Below are 18,434 nucleotides of genomic sequence, written 5' to 3' on the forward strand. Positions count from 1 at the left end.
TCAAAATCTTATATACTTATCGCAATTATCCTATTCAATTTGGAACGTTTTATGATCATTGTAACCGGTGGTGCTGGCATGATTGGCAGCAATATTATCAAGGCACTTAACGCAGTTGGCTTGAATGATATTTTAGTTGTCGACAACCTAAAAAATGGCCGCAAGTTCAAAAACTTAGTTGACCTAGATATCACAGACTATATGGATCGTGATGACTTCCTTACGCAAATCATGGCGGGCGATGACTTCGGTCCGATTGAAGCGGTATTCCATGAGGGCGCCTGCTCTGCCACCACTGAGTGGGATGGCAAGTATGTCATGCTCAACAACTACGAGTACTCAAAAGAGCTACTGCACTACTGCTTAGATCGTGAAATTCCGTTCTTGTACGCCTCATCAGCGGCGACTTATGGTGAAACGACCGTATTCAAAGAAGAGCGCCAATATGAAGGTGCACTGAATGTCTACGGTTACTCTAAGCAACAGTTTGACAACTATGTCCGCCGTCTTTGGGCTGATGCCAAGGCGCATGGTGAGACATTGTCTCAAATCACGGGTTTCCGTTACTTCAATGTTTATGGGCCTCGTGAGCAGCACAAAGGCAGCATGGCGTCAGTCGCGTTCCACTTGAACAACCAAATGAATGCGGGTGAGAATCCGAAGCTATTTGAAGGAAGCGCGCACTTTAAACGTGACTTTGTCTACGTAGGTGATGTCGCTAAAGTCAACCTTTGGTTTATGGAAAATGGTGTTTCGGGTATCTATAACTGCGGTACCGGTAATGCAGAGACGTTTGAAGCCATTGCGCAGGCAGCGATTAAGCATCACGGCAAGGGTGAAATCGAGAATATCCCGTTCCCAGATCATCTAAAAGGTGCATACCAAGAGTTTACCCAGGCAGACTTGACCAACTTGCGTGCAGCAGGCTGTGATGTTGAATTTAAGACAGTTGCAGAGGGTGTAGCTGAGTATTTAGCGATTGTGAATAAGTAGTTTTTTGGTCCTTGGTTCTTGGCCCTAGGTCCTTGGATGTGATTCCGAGAACCTAGGATCAAGGACCAAGCACCTTCCAGGATTTTTCTATGAACATTCTTATGGCTCTGTCCCAGCTCGAAGTGACTGGGGCTGAGGTTTACGCTACTACGGTAGGTAATGAACTGACTGCTCGGGGCCATAACGTGTTTTATGTCTCCGACACTTTAACCAAGCCACACAAAGGCGACTATTTCTCACTGCGCTTCAATAAGCGCAGTGTGCCGCGTCGTTTTTGGCATGTGGGCTATCTGATTTACCTCATTAAAAAGCACAATATTCAGCTGGTGCATGCTCATTCACGAGCATCGAGCTGGAGCTGTCATGTAGCTTGTAAAATCACCAATACGCCAATGGTGACCACTGTGCATGGTCGACAACCTGTGCACGCCTCTCGTAAGAAGTTTCATGCTATGGGCGACAAAGCCCTCCCTGTGTGTGAAGCGATTCGCGATCAACTGCATAACGATTTGGCTGTCCCCCTCGAACAGATGGAAGTCAGCCGTAACGGTATTGAAACCGATAAGTTCCAATGGTTAGATGCCCCTCAAAATACTAAGCCTGTGGTAACCATTGTTGGCCGTTTAAGTGGTCCGAAGGGTGAGCTGTGTTATCGCTTGCTCGATGAATGTTTGGATGCAGACAAGTACGACATTCGTGTGGTGACTGGCTCTAAGTTTGAATCTCGGTTTGAGCCGTTTACTTCCAAGGTTAACTTTGTTGGTTACACCGATGATGTCCCAGCTATGCTTGGGGCAGCGGATTTAGTGATTGGCGCTGGTCGCGTCGCCATGGAGTCGCTGCTTTGTGGCAGGCCGACGCTGGCGATTGGTGAGGCAAGCTGTATTGGCATTGTCGATGACAGTAATGTTGATAAGGCTATGGCAACCAACTTTGGTGATATTGGTCCCGTTGATCTCGATATCGACTTTACTCAAATTGCCGCCATGGTCGAACAAGGGTTAAGCCGTTCACATTGCCAACAGACCACCAGCGATAAGATTCGAGACAACTATAGCCTCTCCAACATCGTCGACGATATCGAACGTCTATATCAAGATGTCTACATCACCACGCTCAAACGTGAAATGCCGGTCATCATGTATCATAGGTTCATCAAAGACGAGAGTGGCAAAGGCGTCCACGGTACCTATCTGCATATTGATATGTTCGATAAGCATATGGCGCTACTCAAAAAGATGGGCTTTGAGACGCTCACATTCGAAGACTTGCAAGATGGCCGCCTCATCAGACGTTTAGAAACCAACAAACGCTATATCATGCTGACTGTCGATGATGGTTACGTTGATAACCTAGAACTCATGCTCCCTGTTTTACAAAAGTATGATTTTAAAGCCGTTGTGTATGTGGTCACGGGTGAAACCTTTAATCGTTGGGATGTTGAGAATCCATCAAACCCTGAGAAATCTGTGCCACTGATGAACGCAGAGCAAGTGAAACGACTTGCCGAATCTGGGAATATCGAGATTGGTGGTCACACTCTCACCCACCCTAAGCTCAATACCCTGAGCGATGAACAGCAGCGCTTTGAAATTATCGAAAACAAGAAGGCGCTTGAGGTGACGTTGGGTAAATCGCTTACCTCATTCGCTTACCCTTTTGGTGAGCACAATCAAGCCTCTAAGCAAATTGCCAAGGAAGCGGGCTATCAATATGCGGTCGCCACCAATTCCGGTCCATTGGCGTTTCATCAAGACCCGTATCAGATCCGCCGTATTGCGATTTTCCCAAAAACCGATGTATTTGGTCTGTGGCGAAAAGTTCGCGGCAATTACCTATTTAGAAAAGTGAAATCATGAAGATCCTAGTCATAGGCCCCTCATGGGTCGGCGATATGGTTATGTCGCAAAGTCTCTACATTGAGCTCAAAACACGCTACCCAGACGCGACCATTGATGTGCTCGCCCCAGCCTGGTGCGAACCGATTCTTGCCAGAATGCCACAAGTGAATCGCTCGATTGAAATGCCTATTGGGCATGGTGCATTTGATTTAAAAGGGCGCTGGCGCATTGGCAGACAGCTCAAGCAGCAAGGCTATACGCATGCCTATGTACTACCAAACTCTGCAAAGTCTGCGTTAATTCCACTGTTTGCGGGTATTCCTAATCGAATCGGCTGGAAAGGCGAGAGTCGTTATGGCTTGCTCACAGACTTACGCCCTAACAAACGTATTTTTCAATATTACGTGGAACGATTTGTCGCACTCGCGAGTCCAAAAGACGCAATGTTGGATGAAGTACGCTTGGAGACCTGCCCGAGACCTAAGCTATCAGTGGATGAGCGTGTTCAAAAGCAAACACTGGCGAAGTTCTCGCTAACCAAAGACCGAGTGGCAATTGGCATGTGTCCTGGTGCTGAGTTTGGTCCAGCGAAACGCTGCCAGATGCGCACTACGCCGAGGTAGCACAACATGCCATAGACAATGGTAACCAAGTTTGGCTATTCGGCTCGGCAAAAGATCGCGAAGTCACTGAAAAAATTCGCAATGCTCTGACGCCAGAGGCGCAGCAACATTGTTATAACGTGGCGGGTAACACCTCGCTTATTGAAGCGGTGGATTTACTGGCTGCTTGCAATACCGTGATCAGTAACGATTCCGGGCTCATGCACGTATCGGCAGCCGTGGGCTGCAACATTGTCGCGATTTATGGCTCAAGTTCACCGGACTACACGCCACCACTCGGTGATCGTGTACAGATCGTAAATACTGATATAGAGTGTCGACCATGTTTTAAGCGGGAGTGTCCGCTAGGTCATATGAACTGTTTGAAACAGTTAGAGCCGAGCACAGTTATCGCTAAGCTCACTGCTATAGATAGTCAATCATGACAACAAACGACACAATAAAGACTGTTCAGAGAAAAAGTATGACAACGAATAACCCGACCATCTCCATCGTCTGCCCTTGCTACAACGAAGAGCAAGTCGTGGGTTTGTTTATGGAACGTATCACCAAGGTTTTACAACAAACAGAGTACGACTATGAGGTGATTCTGATCAACGATGGCAGCAAAGACAATACGCTATCCGTGATTAAAGAGCTGCAACAGCAAGATGGACACATTCGTGTGGTCAACCTATCAAGAAACTTCGGCAAAGAAGCGGCTTTAACCGCTGGTATTGACCTAGCTCGTGGTGAAGTACTGATCCCGATCGATGCAGATCTGCAAGATCCACCTGAACTGATTCACGATTTCCTGGAGAAATGGCGAGAAGGCTACGATGTCGTCGTCGCAAAACGTGCAGACCGCAGCACGGACTCTTGGGCGAAAAAGTTTACCGCTGAGATGTTTTACAAGTTTCACAACGCGGTTGCTCAGGTCGACATTCCAGAAAACGTGGGGGATTTTCGTTTAATCAACCGCCGTGTCGTAAACGCCATTCAGTTGCTGCCTGAAAACCAGCGCTTTATGAAGGGCATCTTCTCTTGGGTGGGTTTTAAAACCGCCGTGGTTGAATACAAACGTGAAGCACGTGAAGCCGGTGAAACCAGCTTTAATGGTTGGAAGCTGTGGAACTTTGCGCTTGATGGCATTACCAGTTTCAGTACCGCACCGCTGCGTATTTGGCTGTATATTGGCTCGTTTATCTCTGCACTCGCTTTTATCTACGGCAGCTTTACCGTAATCAAAACCCTCATCTACGGTATTGATGCACCCGGCTATGCCTCGACCATCACCATTATGCTATTCCTTGGTGGCGTTCAGCTTATTGGCATCGGTGTGATGGGTGAATACATCGGACGCCTCTACATGGAGTCGAAACGTAGGCCGACTTATATTATTGAAGAAGATAGTGTTATTGAAGAAAATAGCATTGGCACGCCTGCTCAGGTCAAACCGAAAGATGATGATTCGAGCCAGTAAACATGAAGTCAATGTTAGACCGACTGCTTAAGTACCGTCTTGTCCGTTTCGCCCTAACGGGCGGAATGGCGACGGCTATCCATATTGTTGTTGCGTTTAGTTTTATTCACTTGATAAAAGACAGCGTGCTGTACGCCAACATGCTTGGCTTCTCAATCGCGTTCTTGTTCTCCTACTTCGCACAGACAGTGTTAGTGTTTAGGCAAAAAGTGAATCTTAGCAATGCGCTACGCTTTTTTATGGTGCAATTTGGCGCTTTGATGATTTCACAAGCGATAAGCGAGCTGTTCTCGGACTGGAACAGCTATGTTCGAATCATGATGGTCGTCGTTATACTGCCTATCATTACCTATCTCATTCACAAAGTGTGGACCTACTCCGGCTCCTCAGAATCCACACCTCACTAACCGCTCTAAAGAGTCTAATAATGAATCAACATTCCATCGCAGAACGACATTTTCACTGGCTATACGCTTTGGGCTTTGCCGTAGGATTGCTGTTTACTTTTCTCTATGCGCAAAACCAAATCCTCACTGGCGACCAGACTCAAATGCTATACAAGGGATACTTAGGTGCCTACCAAGATACCTGGCTAAGCTATGGCAATGCTGCAAGCGCCGTGGGTAATGTCCCTGGCTCCCTATCGACTTGGCTGATTGGTGTTCCACTGCTCGTTTGGGACTCGCCATGGTCGCCGATGGTGCTGTTGGTGATTTTGCGTATCGTCTCGTTGGTGCTGCTTGATAATGTCATTAAGACGATGATGCCTGAGAAAAACAACGCTCTAATGCGCTTGTTGTTTCTCGCGCTCTACTGGCTCAATCCTTGGTTTTTATACGACAGCCTACTTTATAACCCATCCTATTTATGCCTATTTGCTGCCATGCATCTCTGGTCAGCCTCAAAAATGCGCGTTAATCAATCCTTCGGTTATACCTTTGTTCACGTGTTGTCGATTGGACTCGCCATGCAGCTCCACTATTCATGGCCAATTTTGGCGGTGATTTCAGTGTATTTGTTCTACCGCCAAATGGGGCAGGTCTCTTGGTTGGGTGCTTTCGCTGCTATCGTTGCATTGCTGCTCTCATTAGTACCCTACTTCCAAGAATATGCGGTCAATGAGAACCTAACCCGTGAGAGTGATCGGTACATTGGTTACGGTTTGGTGCACGTTTATCCCGTGTTGAAAGCGTTGTTATATTGGTTGCGCTATGGCTCCATGCTGTTTTCTAACAAAGTGATTGCCTATGGCGAGTTCGACTGGTTAACCCAGATCGAATGGCTAAGACTCTCCGCGTTGACGCTATGGAAAACGCTGGTCTTTGTGGTTGGCGCCGTGACGGTTGTTGTCTCCGCGAGATTGAACTGGCTGTGGTGGAAGCGAGTTAAACCCCTCTGCCTGCGTGGAAAAGGCGAAGTGAATGGACAGCAATGGGTTGAATTGTATGCATTTGGCGCTGTTGTTGGCGTGCTAATTAGCGCCGCTTTGTCCCCTATTACCTTCTCTTATTGGCACTTAATTATGGTGTACCCGTTCGCGATTTTACCCATCTTGATTGGCGTTCACTCAATCTTGGTATCCAAACCGTCGCCAGCTAAAAGCTCTGCACCCACTAAGTTCAGCAATTTTGTGCAACGCTATCGCTTTACATCTGTGATCGCCACTTGGTTTACTGTTCGTGAAAAGCAGTTGTTACTTCTCAAACTGGCGTTTGGCTATCTATTCGCCCTCAACCTTCTGGCTTCTCATGACAGCATCAAGTACTCCTATGAGGCTGATTATGTTCAGCAAACCGAGCAGTTTTTGCAGCAGCAATCGCTTGTCAGTCCAAATGCGAGACCATAATGATCATTCGCTTTGCTTATACGCTATTACTGACCATGGTTGCGCCTCTTTTTCTGTATGGCTTGTTCAAAACTAAGCCTGGAAAGCCGAGTATTGGTAAGCGCTGGCCTGAGCATTTTGGGCTTACGCCCGCGCTTGCAAATAGTGACAAGCCTGTCGTGTGGTTTCATGCGGTCTCAGTGGCGAAACGTTGGCCGTTACACCACTCATTAAGCAATTTGCCAGCGAGAACCCCGACACTCAAATTGTCATCACGACAACAACGCCAACGGGCGCCGAGCAAGCTGAAAAACTGAGTGACATTGCGACCCATCGCTACATGCCACTTGATTTTGGTTTTGCGATAAAACGTTTTTTACGCGTGATTCAGCCATCACACATGGTCATTGTTGAGACTGAACTATGGCCAAACACATTGCATGCGGTCGCCAAGTCTGGCGTACCTATCACGGTTATCAACGCTCGCCTCTCGGAGCGCTCTTGTCGCCGTTATCAAAAGGTGCAGCCGCTATTTAATGTCATCGCCCCGACTATCTCAACCTTGTGCTGTCAATTTGATGACGATGCGCATCGCTTTGAACGTTTAGGTATTGCTCCTGAGCGTATTCAGGTCACCGGCTCCATCAAATTCGACATCCACATTACCAAGCAGCAAATCGAGCAAGGAAAAGCGCTGCGCAAGCAACTTGGCCAAGAACGTCCTGCCTGGATAGCAGCAAGCACACACGATGGAGAGGATGAACAAATTTTGGCAGTTCATCAAAAGCTACTGAGTAATCACCCAGAATTGTTGCTTATCATCGTACCTAGACACCCGGAGCGCTTTGATAACGTTGTAGAGCTTTGCCAAACCCAGGGGTTTGAAGTAAGTAAACGCACCGAGCTTCACTCTGCGCTACCTAGCGAAACCTCCGTGATAGTTGGCAATACAATGGGCGAGATGATGTCCTACCTAGCGGCAGGCGATATTTGCTTTATGGGAGGCAGTTTATTAGGTAACAAAGTGGGTGGGCATAATCTACTCGAGCCTGCTGCGCTGGGTATGCCTGTGCTAACGGGTCCTAGCTACTTTAACTTTGCTGATATTACCGAGCAATTGGTTGAGAACGATGGTGCTATTATTTGTCAGGATACCGAGCAAATATCGATGGCTGTCTCTAAGCTCATTGAGCAGCCGTCATTTGCCGCTAAAATGGGGGTTGCGAGCAAGCAAGTGGTCGTTCGAAATCAAGGCGCCTTAAGGCGTACGCTAGAGCATCTATCTGCTTTTCCTCTTACAGAAAAAACGAATCCTTAATCACTATGACCGTAAATCACTCAATCACCCCTGAATGGGTCAACAAACTCAGTGCTGCATTCATTGCATTATTTTTTGCGTCTTACTTCAACGGTGGTTACAACCTCACCTCAGCATTGCTCGCATTAACTGCGATTATCGCCTTGGTGCATCAACGTAAAAATCGCCTCAGTTCTGAGCCGCCAAACCTGCAGCTATTGAACTGGACGTTTGCCTTATTCGGTCTTCACTTAGTCATTATTGCTCTAAGTGCCTATTTGGATCTCGATACACGAAGTGTTGGGCGCTCTATCGAGTATCCCGCTAAAGCACTGCTACTTTGTCTTGTCAGTTATGTCGTGATATTCACTCGAGCTTCAACCGCATCGCTATGCTATGGCTTAGTTGTCGGCGGCGTGTTGGGTGCGCTGATTTCAGGCTACGATGTGTATGTTGAACATTGGCGTGGTTTTGGTGCACTGATGCCGATTCAAAAGGGCAATGCGGCGATCCTGTTCTCGACAATGCTGTTTGCGCTTTCACTTTATTGGCACAAGTCCAATCAAAAACTGGCATGGCTTTGCTTATTAGGGGCGAACCTAGCACTGGCGGCCAGCATCATGTCACTCAGTCGAGGCGGATGGGTTCTTGCTCCACTCACCTATTTGATTGCCGCAGGGGTTTTCTTCAAACATACAGCGCGCCACTTTACAGCTATTGCACTGCTGTCATTAATTGCCACGGTCACATTGGTCTTCACCACAGCGCCTGTCGGCCTTGAAGAGCGCGTGGCTGTTGTAGCGAGTGAGGCACAATCTGAGCAAGGTTCGGTAGGCGTGCGTATTGAAATGTGGAAGTTTGCTTGGCAGTTATTCACTGAAAAACCACTCATGGGCTGGGGTGAACATGCGCTTCAACCACGTTTAGATCTCGCGGTTGCTAATGGCGAGCTTTCTAATTATGCACGCACATTCAATGGCAATGCTCACAGCGCTTATTTCAACGCCCTATCCCAACGCGGTGTGATTGGCTTTATTGGGTTAATGGCTTTTCTCGCCATTCCAGGCATTCTCTACTTAGTGTCACTGATGCGAGCCAAGAGCGAAGAGACCAAACTTTGGGCGACACTTGGTGGGCTAAATATTCTATCGACTGCTGGTTTTTGTGTGTCTCAAGACCACTTCTTACATAATGAAGGCGTGGTACTCTATGCGACCACCAACGCCATTTTACTCGGCTTCCTTATCCGTGCGAAAAACGCTGAGAAGAGTTAAGCCTTAATGCAAGAATCGCTTCCCTGCCATAGAGCCAATGACTTTGGCAGGGTTGCCGCCGATAATGGCATCCTTTGCAAACTCACCACTGACTAACGCAGCCGCAGAAACAATCGAGTTGTCGCTAATGACACTGCCCTTGAGAACGGTTGAGCGCGCACATACCCAAACATCTGAGCCGATTGTCACCTCTTTATCTGGATTGATGCTCGTACCCGTTTCTAGCTCGACCGCGTGCATATCTGTATCCATAAATAAGGTTTGCCACGAGACTAGCGCTCGGTCACCAAAGCGCATGCTTTTTTGACACACGATCGTCGTTTCACCTGAGAAGTTAACCCCATCACCAATGGTGAGCTCACCTGAGATGTGAAGACGACTTCCGGTGCCAATTTTATTGCCTCGCCCGAAGTTCACGATGCCGCCTTTTTTAAGCGACCATATAAACCGAGAGTATTTGCCGTCCGCTATCTGAACCTCTCCAAAACCCAGTTTTATTTTTCCAAACTTAGCTCCCTCAGGCACGGTGACTTTACCGCGCAAATCTCTGAAGTAGGTACGATGACAAACGAGTACAGGAAAACGCAGAGCCGTTTTCAACGGAAAATAGCGGAGATTAAACCATAAGGTTTTGGGGATGCACCTTAAGTAGAAGTAGAGTTTTCTCATTGCTTGCCCTGTTGGTACCCTTTTAGCAACGCATCAAAATCCGTTGGCTGCCAATGGATTTGATAACGTCCCAACTCTTTCTCGAAAGAACGCTTTAAACGACTGAGGTTGTCTTGCTTCCAGCTGTCACCAGATTGTTCACTGCATTTATCAAAATCGATGATCCAAACTCTATTTTTATCATCAATCAACACATTATGAATGTTGAGATCAGTGTGGTTGACTCCTGCGTCATGCATGGCTCGGATCTCGGCACCAATTCGATGATACGCCGCGCTGTCGATACGACCAACTTGCAGAATCGCCACAAGATCCTGTGCATTGGCAATCTTTTCACTAAGGAGATCCGCTCGATAAGTCAGTCCAGAGCGCACAGCCAATGCAGCAAGAGGGCGAGGTACATTGACATTGGCTTTGGCAAGCTTATTAAGCAGTGAAAACTCCAAAAAACTGCGCGTATTTTGCCAACCACTAAACCAATACTGATCGCGCACCAGTTTACCAAACAGCCCACCTCGACGATAATGACGCAGCGCCGCTGGCAAATGTTCAGTTTCGACAAACCAAGTAGTACCTCGACCTTGTGCGCTGCCTATCACTCTATTTTGCGCTTTCCAGTAAGCCGGGTTAAACAACTGCTCATCAGGACTAGAAATGTAGTCGCTGTCGTACCAAATCAAAGTATTGGGGTTGGGGGTTATGTGTTGCACAAGGTCTCCAATGGGTGGATAGTCAATGACGTCGATTCACGCATTAATCTAACCATTTATCCATACCATTGCGACAATAAGCAATGGTCGTATCTAATTTTTGTTGCTTAATTTGAGTCAATGATTCATCGCCATCATCCGCTTCCCTCACTGGATGATCCAGATGGTAAACAACCGCTCGACCCAGTGAACTCTGTGCTGTAACGCCGACTAAGTAAAGGCGATGACTAAGATCAACATCCTCTCCCCCCATCCAATGAAGTCCTCATCAAACCCATTCACCAACAATAAGTCTTGACGGTCTACAGCGAAGTTAGCACCGTAAGGCCAAATCGTTTTGATGCGATTAACGAGTGGTAATACCCATGTCGGATAGCGAATAGCTTGTTCAATTTTTGACAGCTGCTTGCGAAGGGAAAGCCACAGTAACAAAGAGGTGTTGTTCAATTCCGTTATCGATGATTCACCCATTTTTAGCCGCAGTGTCATATCTGCTCCCAAGTATACTCTTGGCCCTGTGACCAGTCCCTTTGGACAACTCAAGGCTTTATGATCGGCAACAAAATGAGGACTGGGTATGCAATCACTGTCGGTAAAAATAATTCTGTCTGCTTGGGAGCTTGCTACGGCTTTATTGAGGATGACTGTTCTTCGAAAACCCTGATCCTCGTGCCAAATATGACGTACTCTCAATCCCTTCCGCTGGAAGGATTCAACGAGTTGTTTTACATCAGCTCCAGAGCCATCGTCTGCGACACAAATGCCAAAGTCCTGATCTATCTGATTGAGGTAGCCTGATAGGGTCAGATTCAGGACATCGGCATCATTATAAGCCGACATAATCACTTCATACCGCATAGTTTGGTGTTCACTACCTTTTATAAAATCACTATTCAAAGAGTGACAGAGTTTAACAATTTGTAAAGTCTATCGTTTTACGGTATCGATCCTAGCACCATGACGAAATTTTACATTCTATTTTCTTCACTGCATAATCGTTGCCAATCAATCACTGACTGCGCTGGTACTATGGCACTGTTTACCACTCCACCCCAATCAATTTGCATTCTACGCCTGTCCGCGATTGGTGATGTGTGCAACACCATCGCTGCGGTACAAGCGATCCAAGCCTACTGGCCGAATACTCACATCACCTGGATTACCGGCTCGCTCGAGGCCAAGCTGTTAGAGAGTATTCAGGGTATCAATATCGTTGTGTTTGACAAAAAAGCTGGCTGGCGCGGTTATCGAGATTTGTGGCGCCAACTTCGTGGCCAAAAATTTGATGCGCTGCTGCACATGCAATACGCACTGCGTGCGAGCATCGCAACGTTAGGCATTAAAGCCAAATACAAACTCGGCTTTGATGCAGATAGAGCTCAGGATTTTCAGCAGCTGTTCACCAATGTTAAGGTGCCCTCACCGCAAAAAATGCACGTATTGGATGGCTTACTCGCCTTCAACACATCCCTTGGCATCCCTGATTCAGTGCCAAATTGGCAGCTACGCTATGATCCGCAACAAGCGGATTGGGCAGCGCAATTACTTGTGGGGCAGCGAAACCTCGTTATTGTTCCTGCTGCCAGCAAAGGCTATAAAAACTGGACGGCAGAAGGTTATGTTGCTGTGATTAATCATGCTGTAGAGAGCGGATGGAAGGTAATATTGGCAGGCAGCCCTGCAGCGATTGAAGTAGAGCTTGGTGCGCAGATTGAAGCTTTGTGCTCACACAGCGTGACAAATGTCATTGGTCAAAGTAGCTTGATGCAGATGCTGGCTCTGCTGGATAAAGCCGATCTTGTGATGGCTCCGGATACCGGCCCCACCCACATGGCCAATGCAATGAATACACCTGTTATTGGGTTATACGCACACCATAACCCAGAGCGCACGGGGCCATATCGTTATCTCGATTATGTGGTTTCCGCGTATGAAGAAGCGATCGTTGCCGAAACCGGAAAAACCAGTAGCGAGCTTGAATGGCGCGCACGGGTTAAAGACAAGCATGCGATGCAGCGTATTAAAGCTGAGAGCGTGGTTGCGATGTTTGACCATGTGGTGAAAGCAGAAGCGCTTTAATCGAGTGGCAAGAAAAACCATCAACCAAGGATCATTACAGTGACCAAACCAACACTTGCTGTCGCGCTGATAGTAAAAAACGAATCAAAACATCTACGCGCTTGCCTAGAGACAGTGCAAGGCTGGGTAGATGAAATTGTTGTCTTAGACTCTGGCAGCAGCGATGATACCAAGGCTATTGCTGAAGAGATGGGCGCTCAGTTCTATACCAACAGTGATTGGCCTGGTTTTGGTCGTCAAAGGCAAATCGCACAAAGCCATGTTCAGTCAGATTTTGTGTTTTGGCTCGATGCCGATGAGCGCGTCACACCAGAGCTAAAAGCCAGCATCTTGGATGCGGTCAGTAAAAACGCCCCAACCACTATCTATCAGTTTGCCCGACTCAGCTGGGTGTTTGGCCGCTTCATCAAACATTGTGGTTGGTATCCAGATAAAGTTCTGCGCCTCTACCCAACGAAGCTCACCCAATACAACGACTCCTTGGTGCACGAGAAAGTCGAAACAGACACGTCAATGACGGTTGAAACCCTACAAGGCGATCTTATCCATTACACCTATGATGACATTCACCACTACTTGGTGAAGTCCGCCGGTTATGCCAAGGCGTGGGCTGAGCAAAGAGAAAAGCGTGGTAAGAAGTCGAGCATTTCACAGGGTATTTTGCATGCTGTTGCGTGCTTTGTGAAAATGTACATCGTCAAGGCTGGCTTTTTGGATGGTAAACAAGGTTTGCTGCTGTGTTTACTCTCGGCGCACTCCACATTCGTGAAATACGCCGACCTTTGGGTTAGGACAAGTACTGAGCCGCCCAAGGGTTGAGCTCTTCCGTCACCCTAGCAATATCGATGCGAGTCATGTTTTCTTGGCTCGCTTTATCCTCGGCCTGAGGCGGCGCAAACGCCAAGTGACGTCCATCTGAATTGAGTGGTTTCCAGCGCAGTGGCGTCGCAGAACGTTTAGCTGGGAAAAAACCGACGGTCGGCACATCCAGCGCTGCGGCAATATGTAAAGGTCCTGTTGAGCCGGCGATAAACAAACTGGCGCAGGCAAGCGAACAAGAAAAATCGACCAGCCCATCATTTTTGTCATACACCACACTCTCTATCCGCTTTTCTGCTAACAGATTTTGCAGCTCTCTCGCCTTCTCTTCTTCACCAGGGCCGGCGGTTAATACCACATTGACGTTGCGATCGATTCCAGCAACTAGGTTGGAGTATTGCTCAAGCGTTAGGTTATTCGCTGAACCACCACTTCCGGCATGCACATAGACCCAAGGCAGTGCTTTATTTAAACCGAGTTCGCTCGCTAACTTCTCTTTTTGTTTCGCAAGCGCATCAAGAGAAAAAGAGAAATACGGTGCACGCGGCTCCACAATATCTATTGACTGGTCAGTGAGAAATGCACGAACAAGATCGAGGTTGTACTCGTATTCTGGCTTGGCGCTTTGTGAGCGTTTTTGCTTGATGCGTCGATTATAGAAAAGCTGAGCAAACTTGGTCGCAGGTGCCAAACGGTACGGGATCTTCGCCTTCCACACTAACAGAGCGTTGTAAGTCGTTGAAAACAGGTTGATGGATGCATCAAACTTCGCGCCCTTTAGTGTTTGAACGAGATGTTTTTGCGTGTGCTTGTCGGCGTTTTTACCGCAATCGACAATCACTTCATCAATCCACGGACAGGCTCTTGCAAGGGCTACGGTATAGCTAGGAACCAAGGCAGTGACTCGACAATCCGGCATGGATGCTTTAAGCATCGCAAAACTTGGCCATGCCAACATAAAATCGCCTATCTTGTCGTTGCGAACCACCAGTATGTTTTTCATCTTTGCTCTCTTCTCACCTAGCTGTTTGAGGATAATAGCAATTCACTGTGTTCTGGCAACCTCATTCCTAATAAACGCAGGAAAGTGCTACACTGACGCAAACTTTTAACAAGAGCTAATACCGTGACGAAAAAACGCCTATCTCGTGTGATTTATCCGGGTACCTTTGATCCCATTACCAATGGTCATCTAGACCTGATTGAACGCGCATCAACCATGTTTGATGAAGTCATCATCGCTATTGCTGCAAGCCCAAGCAAAAACACCATGTTTACGCTCGATGAACGTGTGCAATTCACCCGCGAAGTCACCAAACACTTGGATAACGTTACGGCAAAAGGGTTTTCCGGCCTACTGGTTAACTTTGCAGAGGATGAAAAGGCAAACGTGCTGATCCGCGGCCTGCGCACGACAGTTGACTTTGAATATGAATTTGGTCTGACAAACATGTACCGCAGGCTATTGCCAGGATTAGAAAGTGTGTTCCTCACACCAGCAGAAGAGCACGCCTTTATCTCTTCCACTTTGGTTCGTGAGGTTGCCATTCACGGAGGTGATGTTAGCCAGTTTGTTCCACCGCTGATTGAGCAAGCACTACAAACCAAGAAGGTTGTGTAACGTCACCTGATATACACAAATTAACAATAGTTTGGTTGCTAATTTATTGACCTACACTTGAAGAATGTGTGAGACTTCGAACGTTTTTTTGTTCGGCAAGATGATATAGCGTCGTCTTGCTCAGCATCGGCCTTACTGTTTATCCCGGCCGAAGTCCCGCTTTTGGAGCATATGAAAATGATAAATAAACAGCGAACGCTGTGGTTCCTACTCATTGCCGCGTTGTTGATCCGCCTACTATCACTTGGGCTCTATCCTTTAATGGATACCACAGAGTCTCGCTACGGCGAAATGGCGCGTATGATGGTGGAAACCGGAAACTGGCTAACACCGTTATTTGATTACGGCGTTCCGTTCTGGGGCAAACCACCACTGTTCACTTGGATGAGTGCGGCGAGCGTTGAGCTCTTTGGGTTGTCAGAATTTACCTTGCGATTACCACACTGGCTTGCTGGCGTTATTGTGGTGGCAGGTGCTGCATGGTTTGCAAAGAAGAATGGCTACAACCCGTTGGTTGCTGCTGTCGTGCTGTCAACCACGCTGGTATTCTCTATCTCAGCGGGCGCTGTGATGACGGATATGGCGCTTACCTTAGGCCTTGCACTTGCATGATTGGTTTCTACCAATGCTGGCGCGGTGAAACGCTTTGGGGCTATGTTGGCTTTATTGGCCTTGCGATTGGTCTACTCGCAAAAGGCCCTGTAGCGATTGTACTATTTGGCCTGGCGGTCTTCCCGTGGATGGTGATTCAACACGGCCTAATTGGCGCGTTTGTTGAACTATGGCGCCGATTCCCGCTTATCAAGGGAACCTTGCTCATGCTGGCGATTGCACTGCCTTGGTATATCATGGCAGAGCGTGCCACACCTGGATTTATCGATTACTTCATTGTCGGTGAGCATTACAAGCGCTTTGTAGAGCCAGGCTGGACGGGCGACCTTTATGGCTCAGGCCACGAAGAGCCGAAAGGTAAGATTTGGTTCTTCTGGTTGTTGGCGGTACTGCCTTGGTCGCTTATTCTGCCAGTGCTCATGTTGGTACGCGCTAAGTTTGGCCTTGAGCAAGCCAAACAAAATCACGGTTTCACTAGCTTTGCGATTTGGTGGGCCTTGTCACCGCTTATCTTGTTCACGGTTTCAAGTAATATTTTGCCGACCTACGTGCTACCAGGTACACCAGCCATTGGTTTGTTGATTGCTATTTTCTGGAAGAGCAAAGATACCATTTGGATGTCGATTGCTGCACTGATTGTGCCGGTAGCACTGATCGCAGCGACATACATGCTATCGACGGGGAAAATTGCCGATAACAGTGATAAACATCTAATCGAAAGCTTAGACCCCGATGTGCGCGTGTTCTACAAATACCCGCGTTCATATTCAGGTCAATATTACAGCTTTGGTCAAGCCAAAGTACTGCGCACTGACGATCAACTTGAAGGACTCGAACAGTTCTATCTGATCACCTTCAAAGACCGAATGGCCTATGACTACCCATACTATCAAGAGAAGTTTGATTGTAGTGATGTCGTTGCTGAAAGCCACAACCGCGGTGCGATTCTGTGTAAGGTGAAACCCCAGCAATAACTCGCCAACAATAATAGAAAAGGCCTGATTAGTCAGGCCTTTTTGGTATTCAAATGCGGTTCGATGACTTCTCATCATGTGAACAATTAGATACCAAACTCCGCTCGGTATGCTTTTACTGCTTCTAGATGCTCAGCACTACCGCCTTTCTCTTCTAGGTAAGTGATTAGGTCGGTCAGGCTTACGATAGAAATGACTGCGCAGCCAAAGTCACGCTCTACTTCTTGAATGGCAGATAGCTCGCCCTTGCCTTTTTCTTGGCGGTCAATCGCGACCAATACGCCCGCTAGGTCCGCACCGTTAGCTTTGATGATTTCCATCGACTCACGAATCGCAGTACCCGCTGTGATGACATCATCCACCAGCATAATACGACCTTCGAGTGCGCTACCTACTAGGTTGCCACCTTCACCGTGGTCTTTCGCTTCCTTACGGTTAAAACAGTAAGGCGTGTCGATATCGTGGTGGTCAGCGAGTGCGACCGCCGTTGTCGTTGCGATTGGGATGCCTTTATAAGCAGGGCCAAATAGTACATCGAACTCAATACCTGAGTCCGCTAGTGCTGCTGCGTAGAAGCGACCTAGACGAGCAAGGTCACGACCTGTATTGAAAAGCCCAGCGTTGAAGAAGTAAGGGCTTTTACGACCAGATTTAAGGGTAAACTCGCCAAATTTTAGGACTTCTTTCTCTAATGCAAATTCAATAAATTCACGCTGGTATGCTTTCATTTTATCTCTCTTTATCAAAGTTATATCGACCCTAGGCATAGCGCCTAGGAGATTCATTTCCCATACAAAACGTTGGGCAAAAAAATAGCCCCCTTACGGGAGCTATCCATCAATCTTGTAAAGCCAGCTTCTGAGCTGCTACGATCTCGGCAATGCCTTTGTTTGCTGACGCCAGTAGTGCCATCAACTCATCGTGGCTGAACGGTTCGCCTTCTGCGGTGCCTTGGATTTCGATCATGCGACCGTCTTCTGTCATCACCACATTCATGTCGGTATCTGCTGCAGAATCTTCTGTGTACTCAAGGTCACACAAGATATCTTCACCAAGAATGCCCACAGAGACCGCCGCCACGTGGCCCTTCATTGGGTTCGCTTTCAGCTTGCCTTTCGCAACAAGGTAAGCAAACGCATCCGCCATTGCCACACTGGCACCAGAAATAGAGGCCGTGCGCGTGCCACCATCCGCTTGGATAACATCACAGTCTACCGTTACCATGATTTCACCCATGGCTTCTAGGTCAACCACTGCGCGTAGGCTGCGAGCGATTAGACGTTGAATTTCCATTGTACGGCCGCCTTGCTTACCGCTTGCTGCTTCACGACGCATTCTTGAGTGTGTCGAGCGTGGTAGCATGCCGTACTCTGCTGTCACCCAGCCTTTACCTTGGCCTTTTAGCCAACGAGGCACGTTCTCTTCCACCGTTGCGTTACACAACACTTTGGTATTGCCGAACTCTACCAACACAGAGCCTTCTGCATAAGCGGTATAGTTGCGAGTAATTTTTATTGGGCGCACTTGGTCTGCTGCGCGATCATTTGGACGCATGGGCATTACCTTAATTGGGGAAGCGAGTTAGGTTGGGCGGAGATTATAGCGGAGAAGGGGGGTGGGTCTAGGTGATTGGTT

General features: G+C 47.7%; 16 protein-coding genes and 3 pseudogenes. 12 read left to right on the forward strand and 7 right to left on the reverse strand.

Annotation, left to right across the window (positions count from 1 at the left end; genetic code table 11):
- The first annotated feature begins 51 nt into the window (after positions 1 to 51).
- The 8 genes and pseudogenes from rfaD to TZ48_RS05080 all read left to right on the forward strand — a co-directional run bounded on the left by rfaD (position 52) and on the right by TZ48_RS05080 (position 9,315).
- Positions 52 to 993 (forward strand): ADP-glyceromanno-heptose 6-epimerase, encoded by a 942-nt coding sequence (rfaD, locus tag TZ48_RS05045; protein WP_112478468.1) that lies wholly within the window; start codon positions 52 to 54, stop codon positions 991 to 993.
- Positions 994 to 1,082: 89 nt separating this feature from the next.
- A complete protein-coding gene (locus TZ48_RS05050; protein ID WP_112478469.1) occupies positions 1,083 to 2,852 on the forward strand; it encodes a bifunctional glycosyltransferase family 4 protein/polysaccharide deacetylase in 1,770 nt (589 codons plus the stop codon).
- Positions 2,849 to 3,882 (forward strand): annotated as a pseudogene (waaF, locus tag TZ48_RS05055) (lipopolysaccharide heptosyltransferase II). The gene TZ48_RS05050 and the pseudogene waaF overlap by 4 nt, the downstream one beginning before the upstream one ends.
- A gap of 38 nt (positions 3,883 to 3,920) precedes the next feature.
- Positions 3,921 to 4,919: a glycosyltransferase family 2 protein gene (locus TZ48_RS05060; protein WP_112478470.1), complete on the forward strand. Its 999-nt coding sequence runs from the start codon at positions 3,921 to 3,923 to the stop codon at positions 4,917 to 4,919.
- Positions 4,920 to 4,921: 2 nt separating this feature from the next.
- A complete protein-coding gene (locus TZ48_RS05065) occupies positions 4,922 to 5,326 on the forward strand; it encodes a GtrA family protein (protein ID WP_112478471.1) in 405 nt (134 codons plus the stop codon).
- 20 nt (positions 5,327 to 5,346) lie between these two features.
- Positions 5,347 to 6,765, forward strand: coding sequence for a 3-deoxy-D-manno-octulosonic acid transferase (locus TZ48_RS05070; RefSeq protein WP_112478472.1), 1,419 nt, complete (start codon positions 5,347 to 5,349; stop codon positions 6,763 to 6,765).
- A pseudogene (waaA, locus tag TZ48_RS05075) lies at positions 6,765 to 8,062 on the forward strand (lipid IV(A) 3-deoxy-D-manno-octulosonic acid transferase). Before TZ48_RS05070 ends, waaA begins: the two are co-directional and overlap by 1 nt.
- A 5-nt stretch (positions 8,063 to 8,067) precedes the next feature.
- A complete protein-coding gene (locus tag TZ48_RS05080; RefSeq protein ID WP_112478473.1) occupies positions 8,068 to 9,315 on the forward strand; it encodes an O-antigen ligase family protein in 1,248 nt (415 codons plus the stop codon).
- Between the two features lie 3 nt (positions 9,316 to 9,318).
- Here TZ48_RS05080 and TZ48_RS05085 read toward each other — a convergent pair whose 3' ends face one another.
- From TZ48_RS05085 to TZ48_RS05095, 4 genes are read right to left on the reverse strand one after another with little or no spacing between them, the layout of a single operon-like run.
- Positions 9,319 to 9,984: an acyltransferase gene (locus tag TZ48_RS05085; protein WP_112478474.1), complete on the reverse strand. Its 666-nt coding sequence runs from the start codon at positions 9,982 to 9,984 to the stop codon at positions 9,319 to 9,321.
- On the reverse strand, positions 9,981 to 10,694 hold the full coding sequence (locus TZ48_RS05090) for a 3-deoxy-D-manno-octulosonic acid kinase (RefSeq protein ID WP_112478475.1): 714 nt from the start codon (positions 10,692 to 10,694) through the stop codon (positions 9,981 to 9,983). The genes TZ48_RS05085 and TZ48_RS05090 overlap by 4 nt, the downstream gene beginning before the upstream one ends.
- A gap of 43 nt (positions 10,695 to 10,737) precedes the next feature.
- A complete protein-coding gene (locus TZ48_RS24765) occupies positions 10,738 to 10,947 on the reverse strand; it encodes a hypothetical protein (protein ID WP_239670713.1) in 210 nt (69 codons plus the stop codon).
- Positions 10,905 to 11,534, reverse strand: coding sequence for a glycosyltransferase (locus tag TZ48_RS05095; protein ID WP_239670714.1), 630 nt, complete (start codon positions 11,532 to 11,534; stop codon positions 10,905 to 10,907). The genes TZ48_RS24765 and TZ48_RS05095 overlap by 43 nt, the downstream gene beginning before the upstream one ends.
- Positions 11,535 to 11,723: 189 nt before the next feature.
- Between TZ48_RS05095 and TZ48_RS05100 the strand changes: the two genes are divergently transcribed.
- Together TZ48_RS05100 and TZ48_RS05105 are read left to right on the forward strand one after the other, a co-directional pair.
- Complete coding sequence (locus tag TZ48_RS05100; RefSeq protein WP_112478483.1) at positions 11,724 to 12,773, forward strand: glycosyltransferase family 9 protein; 1,050 nt, start codon at positions 11,724 to 11,726, stop codon at positions 12,771 to 12,773.
- Positions 12,774 to 12,806: 33 nt separating this feature from the next.
- Positions 12,807 to 13,592 (forward strand): glycosyltransferase family 2 protein, encoded by a 786-nt coding sequence (locus tag TZ48_RS05105; RefSeq protein WP_112478476.1) that lies wholly within the window; start codon positions 12,807 to 12,809, stop codon positions 13,590 to 13,592.
- Here the strand turns inward: TZ48_RS05105 and TZ48_RS05110 are convergent.
- Entirely contained in the window at positions 13,561 to 14,595 is a 1,035-nt protein-coding gene (locus TZ48_RS05110; RefSeq protein WP_112478477.1) for a glycosyltransferase family 9 protein, read from the reverse strand. The genes TZ48_RS05105 and TZ48_RS05110 overlap by 32 nt on opposite strands.
- A 123-nt stretch (positions 14,596 to 14,718) precedes the next feature.
- Between TZ48_RS05110 and coaD the strand changes: the two genes are divergently transcribed.
- Together coaD and TZ48_RS05120 are read left to right on the forward strand one after the other, a co-directional pair.
- Positions 14,719 to 15,213, forward strand: coding sequence for a pantetheine-phosphate adenylyltransferase (gene coaD / locus TZ48_RS05115; protein WP_112478478.1), 495 nt, complete (start codon positions 14,719 to 14,721; stop codon positions 15,211 to 15,213).
- A 180-nt stretch (positions 15,214 to 15,393) separates the two neighbouring features.
- Positions 15,394 to 16,799, forward strand: a pseudogene (locus tag TZ48_RS05120) (ArnT family glycosyltransferase).
- A gap of 86 nt (positions 16,800 to 16,885) precedes the next feature.
- Here TZ48_RS05120 and pyrE read toward each other — a convergent pair.
- Both pyrE and rph read right to left on the reverse strand, forming a co-directional pair.
- On the reverse strand, positions 16,886 to 17,527 hold the full coding sequence (gene pyrE, locus TZ48_RS05125; RefSeq protein ID WP_112478479.1) for an orotate phosphoribosyltransferase: 642 nt from the start codon (positions 17,525 to 17,527) through the stop codon (positions 16,886 to 16,888).
- Between the two features lie 109 nt (positions 17,528 to 17,636).
- On the reverse strand, positions 17,637 to 18,353 hold the full coding sequence (gene rph, locus TZ48_RS05130; RefSeq protein ID WP_112478480.1) for a ribonuclease PH: 717 nt from the start codon (positions 18,351 to 18,353) through the stop codon (positions 17,637 to 17,639).
- Positions 18,354 to 18,434: the final 81 nt, after the last annotated feature.

This window comes from Vibrio variabilis, from assembly GCF_003263785.1.
Classification (GTDB): domain Bacteria; phylum Pseudomonadota; class Gammaproteobacteria; order Enterobacterales; family Vibrionaceae; genus Vibrio; species Vibrio variabilis.

Coding starts and splice junctions, on each gene's coding strand:
- TZ48_RS05060 (WP_112478470.1), top strand. CDS start 3,921: ATGACAACGAATAACCCGACCATCTCCATCGTCTGCCCTTGCTACAAC.
- TZ48_RS05070 (WP_112478472.1), top strand. CDS start 5,347: ATGAATCAACATTCCATCGCAGAACGACATTTTCACTGGCTATACGCT.
- TZ48_RS05065 (WP_112478471.1), top strand. CDS start 4,922: ATGAAGTCAATGTTAGACCGACTGCTTAAGTACCGTCTTGTCCGTTTC.
- TZ48_RS24765 (WP_239670713.1), bottom strand. CDS start 10,947: ATGGGGGGAGAGGATGTTGATCTTAGTCATCGCCTTTACTTAGTCGGC.
- TZ48_RS05080 (WP_112478473.1), top strand. CDS start 8,068: ATGACCGTAAATCACTCAATCACCCCTGAATGGGTCAACAAACTCAGT.
- TZ48_RS05110 (WP_112478477.1), bottom strand. CDS start 14,595: ATGAAAAACATACTGGTGGTTCGCAACGACAAGATAGGCGATTTTATG.
- pyrE (WP_112478479.1), bottom strand. CDS start 17,527: ATGAAAGCATACCAGCGTGAATTTATTGAATTTGCATTAGAGAAAGAA.
- TZ48_RS05050 (WP_112478469.1), top strand. CDS start 1,083: ATGAACATTCTTATGGCTCTGTCCCAGCTCGAAGTGACTGGGGCTGAG.
- TZ48_RS05100 (WP_112478483.1), top strand. CDS start 11,724: ATGGCACTGTTTACCACTCCACCCCAATCAATTTGCATTCTACGCCTG.
- rfaD (WP_112478468.1), top strand. CDS start 52: ATGATCATTGTAACCGGTGGTGCTGGCATGATTGGCAGCAATATTATC.
- TZ48_RS05095 (WP_239670714.1), bottom strand. CDS start 11,534: ATGTCGGCTTATAATGATGCCGATGTCCTGAATCTGACCCTATCAGGC.
- rph (WP_112478480.1), bottom strand. CDS start 18,353: ATGCGTCCAAATGATCGCGCAGCAGACCAAGTGCGCCCAATAAAAATT.
- TZ48_RS05085 (WP_112478474.1), bottom strand. CDS start 9,984: ATGAGAAAACTCTACTTCTACTTAAGGTGCATCCCCAAAACCTTATGG.